Source organism: Pediococcus sp. EKM201D (genome assembly GCF_011800215.1).
GTDB lineage: Bacteria > Bacillota > Bacilli > Lactobacillales > Lactobacillaceae > Pediococcus > Pediococcus pentosaceus.
The window spans coordinates 26,492-38,513 of record NZ_JAALFK010000003.1 but is presented as its reverse complement, the minus strand read 5'-3'; the positions used below and the strand labels follow the sequence as shown (position 1 = coordinate 38,513).

Here is a 12,022-nt window from a genome sequence, read left to right as displayed (position 1 = left end):
ATGGAAACAGAAGTTTTAACTCCGATCAACATTGATGATTCTCGTAAGATAATTCATGTTGATATGGACGCCTTTTATGCTTCAATTGAGATGCGAGATAACCCCAAGTTCAAAACCCAGCCTTTGGTGGTAGCTCATGATCCGCGCCTTACTGGAGGACATGGGGTTGTCACAACGGCAAACTATATTGCACGGCAATTTGGTGTCCATTCTGCGATGCCGGCTATGAAAGCTTTAGAACTTTGTCCAGAGGCGATTTTTAAAGATCCGGACTTCACTAAATATCGTGCAGTTTCGGAACAAATTCATCAAATTTTTCACGAGTATACCGATAAGATTGAACCCGTTGCCTTTGATGAGGCCTATTTAGATGTTTCAGAAGATAAAAAGAGGCTTGGTGACGCTGTGTTGATTGCTCATGAAATTCAGAAAGTTATCTTTAATGAAACCCAATTAACCTGCTCTACGGGAATTTCATACAATAAATTTCTGGCTAAAATGGCTTCCGAATATTCCAAGCCGGTAGGTGTGGCAATCATCGAAAAAGATGACGTTGCTGAGTTTCTAAAGAATATTCCAATCGAACGGTTTAGAGGGGTTGGCAAAAAAACAGTGCCTAAAATGCACGAGCTAGGTGTTTTTCAAGGTGCGGATTTAATCAAGATGTCTGAAAATGATTTAATTCATTACTTTGGAAAATTTGGGTACACCTTGTTTCGTTGGGTTCGCGGACAAGATGATCGCCCAGTCGAATACTTGCGTGAAAGAAAATCAATTGGCAAAGAAGAAACGTATGGAAAGTTGCTCACCACTGAGATGGAGGTTGAAGAGCGACTTCGGGTAATTGCTAAGAATCTATTTCGCGCAGTTTTGAAAAGACAGAAACACGGCAAAACCATTGTATTGAAACTAAGATATGGTGATTTTGAAACGTTAACTAAACGAATCACATTGGACGAATTTTTCCAAAATGATGTTGAAACCTATTATTTTTATGCTAAACAGATTTTGGATGAAATTGCTGATATTTCGCGGGGGATTCGCTTATTAGGGATTACACTAACCAACTTAACGGATCAAAATTTTCAAGAAGTTTCTTTACCACTGTTTAAGCACTCAGAGTGATTTTGTGATATGCTTAAGAGCGCTAATAATAAAGTATTAAACTTATATTGATAAAAATTTAATGAGTAGGATAAATGAGGCTGTAATGGACACACTTGAAAAAATTTTAGAACAAATCAAAAAATATAACCGAATTATTATTCATCGTCATCAACGTCCCGATCCCGATGCCATTGGATCACAAGTTGGACTCGCCAAAATTTTACAAGCATCTTTTCCCCATAAACAAATCAAAGTGGTTGGAAAACAAATCGATGGTTTGAGTTGGTTGGGTAACATGGATGAAATTGAAGGTGATTTCTTCGATGATGCATTGGTAATAGTGATTGATACGGCCAATTCACCAAGAATTGACGATCGTCGCTTTGAGAACGGGGCGTTCCTAATTAAAATTGATCATCATCCGAATGATGACCCATTTGGCGATTTGATGTGGGTAAAAGAAGAAGCATCAAGTAGTTCAGAATTAGTTTTTGATTTCTATAATCGCTTCAAGGACCAATTAACGCTGACAGCAGACGCGGCTAGAGATCTCTATGCGGGAATCGTGGGAGATACTGGACGCTTTATGTATGCAGCTACTAGTGCACATACGCATAGTGTAGTAGCTGGTTTAATGGAAACTGGCTTTGACATGGTAGCTGTTAATCAGACGTTAGACGAAATACCAGAATCAGTAGCTCATTTATCATCATACGTATATGACAACCTTCAAATTAAGGCTAATGGGGCTGCCCATATTGTTTTAAGTAAAGAAGCTTTGGATAAGTTTGATTTGAAGGACGCTGGAACAGCTGGAATTGTTTCACTACCAGGTCATATTACAACGGTTAAATGCTGGGCAATTTTTGTTGAACAAGATGATCACTCTTACCGTGTTCGACTTCGTTCAAAGGGTCCAGTGATCAACGAACTTGCAAAGAAACACGACGGCGGTGGTCATCCATTAGCTAGTGGTGCGAAGGCAGCTAACATTGAAGAAGTTAACCAAATTGTAAGTGAATTAGATCAATTGGTTTAGACAAGGAGTATTTAATGAACGAATTTCAGAAGTTTAATCTAAAACCATTTTTAATGACGGCTTTAGATGAGATTAATTTTAAGACACCTACCCCTGTACAGGATAAAGTGATTCCACTTATTGCTGATGGAAAGAGTGTTGTCGGACAATCTCAAACGGGGAGTGGTAAAACCCATGCTTTTCTTTTACCAATTTTTAACAATATCGATCCGGAATTAAATGCAATTCAAGCAGTAATTACGACACCTAGTCGTGAATTGGCTTATCAAATTTATGAAGATGCTAAGCAATTAGCCTCAGCTTCAGAAGTTAAGATTGAAATTGGCAATTACGTTGGTGGAACTGATAAGAAACGTCAAGTTGAAAAATTAGGACATCATCAACCAGCTATCATCATTGGTACACCAGGACGAGTTTTGGACTTGTTAAAGGAACGGGCCTTGAACTTCCGTCAAGTGAAGTATATGGTTATTGACGAAGCTGATATGACCTTAGATATGGGATTTTTAAACGCGGTAGATCAAATTGCTGCTGCAATGCCATCTAAGCTGCAAATTTTGGTTTTCTCAGCTACCATTCCACAACGGCTAAATGTATTTTTGAAGAAGTATATGGATCATCCGGTAATTGAAGAGATTCCTACCGAAACAACTATTAGCCCTACCATCAAGAATATCTTGATTTCAACTAAGAGTTCTGGCAAAAATAATTTAATTTATAAATTATTGACTATGGGAGAGCCCTATCTAGCTTTAGTTTTCACCAACACTAAGGAACGTGCTGATGAGTTGACCGATTATCTTAAAGCTCAGGGACTCGATGTTGCTAAAATTCATGGTGGTATCCAACCACGTGAACGTAAACGAATTATGAAGGATATTCATCGTCTTCGTTATCAATACGTTGTAGCAACTGATTTGGCTGCTCGTGGAATCGATATTGATGGAGTTTCACTAGTAATTAATGATGATATTCCGACAGACCTTGAATTCTTTATCCATCGAGTGGGTCGTACTGGTCGAAATGGTATGTCAGGAACCGCAATTACCTTATATATGCCTAATGAAGAAGACAAAGTAGCTGATGTCGAAAAGATGGGAATTACATTCTTACCTCAACAGATTCGAAACAACGAATTAGTTGATACGTACGATCGTGATCGTCGTCAGACGCGTCGTCTGAGTCAAAAGAAACTTGACCCAACCATGATTGGGATGGTTAAGAAAAAGAAGAAAAAGGTTAAACCAGGTTACAAGCGTCGAATTCGCAAAGCAATTTCAGAAAAAGAAATTCGTGATCGTCGTATGGAACAACATCAAGCAGTTCGTGAAGCCAAAAAGGCTAAGATAAAACAATCACGAAATAAGCGAAGATAAATTGACATTTTAAAGTTGATTTTCTATAATTAGCTGTAATATTTTTAAAATCATTTGAGATATGTAGGAGCTAACCCCTTAGTGCAAGAGACATTCTGGCTGGTGTGAAGGGTGAAGGGAAGTTTCTATGCTACTCAAGTTAATGAATCGTTTTCTCAGCGTTAATGAGACTTAAGAGGTATACGATTAAACATCGTTGCAAGTAAAGTGGTACCGCGCAGTCGCGTCTTTATTATTTTACACGCAATGGTGTTTTTTATTTTAGGAGGAAATAATGGAAAGAAAGTCAAGTAGTGAAATTCGTCGAATGTATTTAGATTTTTTCAAGAGTAAAGGTCACATCATTGAACCCAGTGCCTCATTAGTACCGCAAGATGATCCAACTTTGTTATGGATTAATTCTGGGGTTGCTACCATGAAAAAGTACTTTGATGGAAGTGTGGTTCCTGAAGTACCTCGTCTAACAAGTTCACAAAAAAGTATTCGAACAAATGATATTGAAAATGTGGGTCATACGGCTCGTCACCATACTTTGTTTGAAATGTTGGGTAACTTTTCAGTAGGAGATTATTTTAAAGAAGAAGCTATTCATTGGGCTTGGGAATTGCTAACATCCAAAGAATGGTATGGCATGGACCCAGAAAAATTGTATGTTACCGTCTATCCTAAGGATGAAGAAGCTAAAAAAATATGGTTAGAAACACCAATTGATCCTAGCCATATTGTGAAAGTGGAAGACAATTTCTGGGATATCGGTGAGGGTCCTAGTGGTCCTGATTCAGAAATTTTCTATGATCGCGGTGAAGCGTTTAATAATCTTGAAGATGACGATCCAGAGAATTATCCTGGTGGAGAAAATGAACGCTGGCTTGAAATTTGGAATATTGTATTTTCACAATTTAACCATAAGCCAGATGGAACTTATGAACCACTTCCACATAAAAATATTGATACGGGGATGGGATTAGAACGAGTTGTTTCTGTTTTCCAAGATGCCCCCACTAACTTTGAAACAGATTTATTCTTACCAATTATCCATGAAGTTGAAAAACTTAGTGGTAAAAAGTATGGAGAAAATAAAGAAAGTGATATCTCATTTAAGGTAATTGCTGACCATGCACGGGCTATTACGTTTGCTATTGGTGATGGAGCTATTCCTTCTAATGAGGGACGTGGATACGTTATTCGTCGCTTATTACGTCGTGCGGTTATGCATGGTAAACAACTGGGGGTAAATGAAACCTTCCTTTACAAGATGGTTCCAGTTGTAGGCGAAATTATGAAGGATTACTATCCAGAAGTGTTGGCTGATCAGGATTATATTGCCAAAGTTATTAAATCTGAAGAAGATCGTTTTAGCGAAACACTTACAGACGGACTAGAACTTTTAAATACAATTATTGATGAAACTAAGACTAAGGGCTCCGACACAATTTCTGGATTTGATGCCTTTCGTTTGTTCGATACTTATGGTTTCCCACTAGAACTAGCTAAAGAATATGCTAGTGATAAGGGGCTCAAAGTTGACGAAGCAGGCTTTGAAGATGAAATGCAGAAGCAAAAAGAACGTGCCCGTTCGGCTCGATCAACAGAAAAATCAATGGGAGTTCAATCTGATTTATTAACGGATTTAAAGACTGAAAGTAAATATGTTGGTTATGATACTCTTCGAGTTGATAATGCAATCCTTGAAAATGTAATTCAGGATGGGAAATTAACAGATATTGTAGAACCGGGTGAAGCCCGCGTCTTATTTAATATCACACCTTTCTATGCTGAAATGGGTGGACAAGTTGCGGATCAAGGTGAAATTAGGGATGCCAATGGCGAAATTGTGGCGGAAGTGATTGATGTTCAACATGCACCTAATGGTCAAAACTTGCATACTATTAAAGCTTTAAAGAAGATGCACAGCGGAGCAGCTTATACATTAGAAGTTAACCGAGCTTTCCATTTGAAAGTTGAAAAGAACCATACAGCTACTCATTTATTAGACCAAGCGCTACGTGATATTTTGGGCGATCATACACAACAAGCAGGTTCGTTAGTTGAACCAGGTTATTTACGTTTTGATTTTACGCATTTTGGACAAGTAACTAACGAAGACTTGGATCGGGTCGAAAAAATTATTAACGAAAAAATTTATGATGAAATTCCAGTAACAACGGTTGAAACGGACCTTGAAACTGGTAAGAAGATGGGCGCCATTGCCTTGTTTAATGATAAATATGGTAAAAAGGTACGCGTTGTTGGTATTGGCGATTATTCAAAAGAATTTTGTGGGGGGACCCATGTCAAGAATACTAATGAAATTGGACTCTTTAAGATCGTTTCAGAATCCGGTGTGGGAGCTGGCGTTCGCCGAATTGAAGCTGTAACTTCACAGGCCGCACTTGAATTCTTAAATACTGAAGAAAACCTTTTGAAGCAAACAGCTGGTCTTTTGAAGAGTGCTCAATTAAAAGATGTTCCTACTAAGACTGAACAACTTCAATCAAATGTTAAAGCATTGACACAAAAAATTAGCCAATTAGAAGCTAAGATTGCTAAATCCCAAGCTGCTAATATCGGCGATGAAATGGTGGAAATTAACGGAGTGCGTTTAATTGCTGCTGATGTTCAAGTTTCAGGAATGGATCAATTACGTCAAATGGCTGATGATTGGAAAAATAAAGATCAATCCGATGTCCTAGTCTTAGCTGCTAAGATTGGTGAAAAGGCTAATTTAATTGCTGCTGTCAAAGATGATTTTGTTAAAAAAGGTCTTAAAGCAGGAGATTTAATCAAAGCAATCGCACCTAAAGTAAACGGTGGCGGTGGTGGACGTCCGAACATGGCTCAAGCCGGTGGTTCTAATCCGGATAATATCAAGGCTGCTTTGCAAGCCGCTCGAGAATGGCTAGAAAGTCAAAATGGATAATATTACGAGTTAGTTACGAGAAGCTCCATTCATTGTGATTTAGGTGCTAATAAAGTAAAATTAGGACTAGTATGTGAAGAGGGGTGCTAACAGTGGGAAAACTTGATGAAACAATGTTCTTTGACTTTGGCGATAATAAGCAAAACGATGTCAGAGAAACTTTAAAAACAGTCTACGATGCTCTTGAAGAGAAGGGATATAACCCTATTGATCAGATCGTTGGTTATTTAATTTCAGGTGATCCGGCATACATTCCACGGTTGAATGATGCTCGTAATTTGATTCGGAAACATCAGCGCGATGAGATTATCGAAGAACTCGTTCGATACTATCTATCTGAACAAATCGCTGATAGCAAAAAGGAAGAAAATTAATGAGATTAATGGGAATGGATGTCGGTTCAAGAACAGTCGGAATTTCAGTTAGTGATCAGTTAGGATGGACTGCTCAAGGTGTCGAGATTGTTCCAATCAATGAAGATGAAGAAATCTTCGGGATTGAACGCGTTAAAGAATTAGTAAAAGAATATGATGTTGTAGGTTTCGTATTAGGCTTGCCTAAAAATATGAATAACACTGAGGGACCAAGAGTTGAAGCAGCACGTAACTATGGTAAGTTATTGGAAGAAACTTTTGGATTACCCATCGATTTTCAAGATGAACGGCTAACGACTGTGGAAGCTGAGCGCATGTTGATTGAGCAAGCAGATACTTCTCGTTCAAAGCGAAAAAAAGTGATTGATAAATTAGCAGCTAGCCTGATTTTAGAAAACTACTTAAACGGACATGGAAAATTAATCGATAGATTAAAGTGAGGACAAGCATATGGATAACGAAGAACAAAAAATTACACTTGTTGACGAACACGGAAATGAAGAATTGTATAACGTACTATTTACGTTTGATTCAGAGGACTATGGTCGTTCATACGTCTTACTTTACCCATCAGAAGCAGAAGCAGATGAAGAGGTTGATATTCAAGCTTATGCCTTTATGCCTGATGAAAATCACGACTTAGGTGAAGGGGAATTGATTCCAATTGAATCTGATGAAGAATGGGATATGGTCGAAGAAGTCTTGAATACATTCCTTGGTGATCAAGACCAAGATTAATTTCCTAGAAACGGTCCTTGTTTGACGATGAGATATTATCTATCGGCGAGCGGGCCGTTTTTGATTTGAAATGAAATGAGATTGATATGAATAAGAAAATTTTAGATGTTTTAGAGTATGACAAGATTAAACAATCTATTCGGCAGTTTATAGCTACTGAAAATGGAACAAAAGAGTTACGTGAGCTAGTACCAAGTAGCGATGAAACTGAAGTACGAAACGCCTTAAAACAAACACTAGATGCAGTTAATATTTATCGTTTAAAGAATGGTATTCCAGTTCCGCGGCTTGAAGATGTGACAGAGGCACTTCAACGTTTGAAGATTGATGCTGCTTTAAACGGTCAAGAATTGGCTCAAATTGGTAGAATTCTAAGAGCTACACGAACGGTAATTAACTTTTTCGATGATTTAGAAAATGAAGAAATTGAAATCATTGCACTAGATCAAGTGATTGAGCAACTAGTAACTATTCCTGAAGTTGAAGAACGTTTAAGTAATTCAATTGAAGGAAACGGTCATTTGTTGAATTCCGCTTCAAGCGAACTAAGACGGATTCGTGCTTCCATTACCCGTATCGAGAGTGATGTGCGTTCACGAATGGAAAAATTCACACGTGGAAATAATGTTAAGTATTTAAGTGAACCAATCGTGACTATCCGAAACGAACGCTATGTTATTCCAGCTCGTGTTGAATATCGTTCTAAATTTGGTGGAGTAGTCCATGATCAAAGTTCATCAGGACAAACATTATACGTTGAACCTGAATCAGTAGTGGATTTGAATAATGAATTACGACAAAACCAAGTAGCAGAAGTCCATGAAGAGCAACGCATCTTACAAGAACTTAGTGCATTAGTAGCTCCTTACACAGATACATTAAAAGATAATAGTCGCATTTTGGGCCATTTAGATTTACTAAATGCTAAGGCCCAGTATGCTCATCAACTAAAAGCAACTGAACCGCAAATTTCAGCGTCCAATGAAATTAACCTACGAGAAGCAAGGCATCCTTTGATTGACCAAAAAAAGGTAGTTTCCAACGATATTAGACTAGGTGGAGAGTATGAGACACTCGTGATTACTGGACCTAATACCGGTGGTAAGACCATCACCTTAAAAACGGTGGGACTCCTTCAATTAATGGCACAGTCGGGAATGTTTATTCCAGCTAATGAGAATAGTACGGTTCGGATTTTTGAGGAAATATTTGCTGATATTGGGGATGAGCAATCCATCGAACAAAATTTGAGTACGTTCTCTTCCCATATGGATAATACAATTCGAATTTTAGGCAATTTAAATGAACGTTCCTTGGCATTATTTGATGAATTGGGTGCCGGAACAGATCCTAAAGAAGGGGCTGCACTTGCGATTGCTATTTTAGATAAAGTTCGCAGTACGGGGGCTGTTTCAATGACTACCACCCATTATCCAGAATTAAAGACTTATGGATATGAAAGAATGGGTACCATTAATGCTAGTATGGAATTCGATGTTGATACCTTGCAGCCTACCTATAAGTTATTATTAGGAATTCCTGGTCAGAGTAACGCTTTTGAAATTTCAAAACGTTTAGGTTTAGATAGTGATATCATCAGTCAAGCTCGGGGGCTAGTTGACCAAGATAGCCAAGATTTGAACAATATGATTAAAGATTTAACGACTCGTCAAAAACGAGCTCAAAAAATTAATCAACAAGCTGTGGAATTACTTAAACAAGCCGAGGAGTACCACCAAACCTTGGTCAAGGGAGTCGATAGCCTAAATTCGCAACGGAGCAATTTAATTGAGAGTGCTAAAGAAGATGCAAACCGAATTGTGAATGATAGTCAGGCCGAAGCAGACCGCATTATTAAACGTCTACGTAAGTTAGAACATTCCACAGGAAGTTTTAAGGAAAATGATTTAATCGACGCTAAAAGTAAAATTAACGCCCTTCATCAGGATACTAACCTTAAACGTAATAAAGTTTTACGACGTGCTAAAGAAGCTCAAAAATTCCATGAAAATGATGAAGTAGTGGTCTTAACTTATGGACAACGTGGGGAACTTCTTCGGCAAGTTGATAAAAAACATTGGGAAGTCCAAATGGGAATTATGAAAATGAAGGTTGCCGTTGATGAACTGGAAAAAGTTAAACCGGATAAGACGGTCAAGCGACGAGTTCATAACTCAGTTCAAAGAACGGCTTCTGCGGGAGTTAAAACAACCTTAGATTTACGTGGAAAACGTTATGAAGAAGCACTGACTGAAACCGATCGCTACATTGATGCTGCTTTGTTAGCAGGTTATGACGAGGTAACGATTGTTCATGGAAAAGGAACTGGGGCACTTAGAAGTGGGATTACCAAGTATCTTAAGAATAATCGTCGAATTAAAGCTTTTGAATACGCACCTGCGAATGCTGGTGGAAATGGTGCCACGATTGTTCATTTTAAATAATCCTTATAAAATGTAAGCTAATTATTTCATTTGCTACGCAAAGACTGGTATAGTTAACGTAACAAATTGTGAAAGAGGGTAATTAGAATGGTTGAAGCTATTACAGATGCAAATTTTGAAGAAAAAACAAATACTGGCGTAACACTAACTGATTTTTGGGCTACATGGTGTGGACCTTGTCGGATGCAATCACCTGTAGTTGAACAACTTGCTGATGAAATGGGCGATAAAGTTTCATTTTCTAAGATGGATGTTGATCAAAACCCTGAAACAGCAAGAAACTTTGGAATTATGAGTATCCCAACACTCTTGGTAAAAAAAGACGGAGCAGTCGTTGATTCAATCGTGGGATACCATTCTAAAGAACAATTAGCTAAGATTTTAGACCAATACATTTAATTAAATTGAGGTTAAGTAGAAACCAATTTATCAATAATTGGTTTCTTTTTTTATAGAGTTAGGTGGGTAACATGCTCCCTTTTTGTACTGAAATTTAGTATTATGGATGTATGTATAATTTTATTTAGTGGGGGAATTAAAATGGATAATCGTCCAATTGGTTTTATGGATTCAGGCGTCGGTGGTCTGACAGTTGTCAAAACAGCTCAAAAACTGTTACCTAATGAAGAAATTATCTTTATTGGAGATGAAGCAAGAATGCCGTATGGTCCTCGTCCCACAGCAGAAGTCGTTGAATTTTCACGACAGATGGCGTCATTTTTAATGACTAAAAATATTAAGGCGCTAGTGATTGCATGTAATACTGCGACCAACGCGGCGTTAGCGGTTTTACAAGCTGAATTACCCATCCCAGTAATTGGGGTGATTTTACCTGGCGCAATTGCAGCTAATAGGCAAACTAAAAATCAAAAAATTGGAGTTATTGCTACACTAGGCACAATTAAATCTGAGGCTTACCCAAAGGCTTTAGCTGAAATTAATACCAAATTACGCGCTTATCCGGTAGCATGCCAAGAATTTGTAGAAATTGCTGAAAAAAATGAACTTCATACAACGGCAGCTCAAAAAGTTATGAATGAAAAACTAGCTGAGTTTAGGCAAGATCAAATTGATACTTTGATTTTAGGCTGCACTCATTTTCCGCTTTTAGAAGAAGGTATCCAAGCAGCCGTTGGGCCTGATGTTACTTTAGTAGATCCAGGAGTGGAGACCGTTCACCAATTAATTGAAATTTTAACAAAACAAGCGCTTCAACATGCAGAAGGTCCTAAAGCGCAGGATCAATATTATTCAACGGGTAATATTAAGAATTTTGAAGAAATAGCGCGGACATTCTTAAATCAAGATCTAAGAGTTGAAGAAGTTAAAATTGACTAGGAGAAATTAGAATGAATAATGAAATTTTGATTGCCACGAAAAATGATGGAAAATTAAAAGAATTTAAACAAATTTTTGAACAAAAGGGCATTGTTGTAAAATCGCTGAAAGATATTAATGATGACGTTGAAATAGTTGAAAATGGCTTGTCGTTTGAAGAAAATGCCCGTTTAAAAGCAGACGGATACGCTAAATCAATTGGTATTCCAGTCCTTGCCGATGATTCAGGTTTGGAAATCGATGCTTTGAATGGACGCCCAGGAATTTTTTCGGCGCGTTACGCCGGTGATCACAATGATGCAGCTAACAATGCCAAAGTTCTTAGCGAATTGGGTGGCATTCCAGATGAAAAACGTACAGCAACGTTTCATTCAACCGTAGTTGTGCGCAAACCAGATGGAAGTGAGTTAGTGGCAAATGGAAATCTACGAGGACGAATTCTTGCTGTTCCGCGCGGTGACAACGGCTTTGGTTATGATCCTTTATTTTTTGTGGAAGCAAAGAATAAAACTTTAGCTGAAATGACGCGTGAAGAGAAAAATAAAATTAGCCATCGTGCATTAGCAATTGAAGATTTATTAGTAAACTTTGATAAATTCTGGGAATAAATAAAAAAGTATGCCATCAACATTGAACCCGTAGTAGAGTGAATTGGATCTAACTTTGGGTGATTATAAGATGGCATA

General features: G+C 37.9%; 11 protein-coding genes. All 11 read left to right on the top strand.

The window, feature by feature from the left end; all coding sequences use genetic code 11:
* Positions 1–1,125 carry a DNA polymerase IV gene (dinB, locus tag HFC68_RS05150; RefSeq protein ID WP_167399713.1) on the top strand — a complete coding sequence of 375 codons (1,125 nt, stop codon included), beginning with the start codon at positions 1–3 and terminating at the stop codon, positions 1,123–1,125.
* Between the two features lie 85 nt (positions 1,126–1,210).
* Positions 1,211–2,146: a bifunctional oligoribonuclease/PAP phosphatase NrnA gene (locus tag HFC68_RS05145; protein WP_011673578.1), complete on the top strand. Its 936-nt coding sequence runs from the start codon at positions 1,211–1,213 to the stop codon at positions 2,144–2,146.
* Between the two features lie 14 nt (positions 2,147–2,160).
* Positions 2,161–3,522: a DEAD/DEAH box helicase gene (locus HFC68_RS05140; protein WP_002834388.1), complete on the top strand. Its 1,362-nt coding sequence runs from the start codon at positions 2,161–2,163 to the stop codon at positions 3,520–3,522.
* Positions 3,523–3,796: 274 nt separating this feature from the next.
* The gene (alaS, locus tag HFC68_RS05135) at positions 3,797–6,442 is read left to right on the top strand and encodes an alanine--tRNA ligase (protein WP_011673577.1); all 2,646 of its coding nucleotides are present in this window, start codon (positions 3,797–3,799) and stop codon (positions 6,440–6,442) included.
* A gap of 92 nt (positions 6,443–6,534) precedes the next feature.
* The gene (locus HFC68_RS05130) at positions 6,535–6,816 is read left to right on the top strand and encodes an IreB family regulatory phosphoprotein (RefSeq protein ID WP_002834384.1); all 282 of its coding nucleotides are present in this window, start codon (positions 6,535–6,537) and stop codon (positions 6,814–6,816) included.
* Positions 6,816–7,256: a Holliday junction resolvase RuvX gene (gene ruvX, locus HFC68_RS05125; protein WP_002834382.1), complete on the top strand. Its 441-nt coding sequence runs from the start codon at positions 6,816–6,818 to the stop codon at positions 7,254–7,256. Before HFC68_RS05130 ends, ruvX begins: the two co-directional genes overlap by 1 nt.
* Before the next feature lie 10 nt (positions 7,257–7,266).
* On the top strand, positions 7,267–7,554 hold the full coding sequence (locus HFC68_RS05120; protein WP_002834381.1) for a DUF1292 domain-containing protein: 288 nt from the start codon (positions 7,267–7,269) through the stop codon (positions 7,552–7,554).
* An 86-nt stretch (positions 7,555–7,640) separates the two neighbouring features.
* Entirely contained in the window at positions 7,641–9,998 is a 2,358-nt protein-coding gene (locus HFC68_RS05115) for an endonuclease MutS2 (protein WP_011673576.1), read from the top strand.
* Between the two features lie 87 nt (positions 9,999–10,085).
* The gene (gene trxA, locus HFC68_RS05110; protein ID WP_002834378.1) at positions 10,086–10,397 is read left to right on the top strand and encodes a thioredoxin; all 312 of its coding nucleotides are present in this window, start codon (positions 10,086–10,088) and stop codon (positions 10,395–10,397) included.
* 141 nt (positions 10,398–10,538) lie between these two features.
* Complete coding sequence (murI, locus tag HFC68_RS05105) at positions 10,539–11,336, top strand: glutamate racemase (protein WP_011673575.1); 798 nt, start codon at positions 10,539–10,541, stop codon at positions 11,334–11,336.
* Positions 11,337–11,347: 11 nt separating this feature from the next.
* Complete coding sequence (locus HFC68_RS05100) at positions 11,348–11,944, top strand: XTP/dITP diphosphatase (RefSeq protein WP_002834375.1); 597 nt, start codon at positions 11,348–11,350, stop codon at positions 11,942–11,944.
* The last annotated feature ends 78 nt before the right edge of the window (positions 11,945–12,022 follow it).

Bases quoted from the DNA above. Each gene is read 5' to 3' on its own strand.
- dinB (WP_167399713.1), top strand. From the start codon at position 1: ATGGAAACAGAAGTTTTAACTCCGATCAACATTGATGATTCTCGTAAG.
- HFC68_RS05145 (WP_011673578.1), top strand. From the start codon at position 1,211: ATGGACACACTTGAAAAAATTTTAGAACAAATCAAAAAATATAACCGA.
- HFC68_RS05140 (WP_002834388.1), top strand. From the start codon at position 2,161: ATGAACGAATTTCAGAAGTTTAATCTAAAACCATTTTTAATGACGGCT.
- alaS (WP_011673577.1), top strand. From the start codon at position 3,797: ATGGAAAGAAAGTCAAGTAGTGAAATTCGTCGAATGTATTTAGATTTT.
- ruvX (WP_002834382.1), top strand. From the start codon at position 6,816: ATGAGATTAATGGGAATGGATGTCGGTTCAAGAACAGTCGGAATTTCA.
- HFC68_RS05120 (WP_002834381.1), top strand. From the start codon at position 7,267: ATGGATAACGAAGAACAAAAAATTACACTTGTTGACGAACACGGAAAT.
- HFC68_RS05115 (WP_011673576.1), top strand. From the start codon at position 7,641: ATGAATAAGAAAATTTTAGATGTTTTAGAGTATGACAAGATTAAACAA.
- trxA (WP_002834378.1), top strand. From the start codon at position 10,086: ATGGTTGAAGCTATTACAGATGCAAATTTTGAAGAAAAAACAAATACT.
- murI (WP_011673575.1), top strand. From the start codon at position 10,539: ATGGATAATCGTCCAATTGGTTTTATGGATTCAGGCGTCGGTGGTCTG.
- HFC68_RS05100 (WP_002834375.1), top strand. From the start codon at position 11,348: ATGAATAATGAAATTTTGATTGCCACGAAAAATGATGGAAAATTAAAA.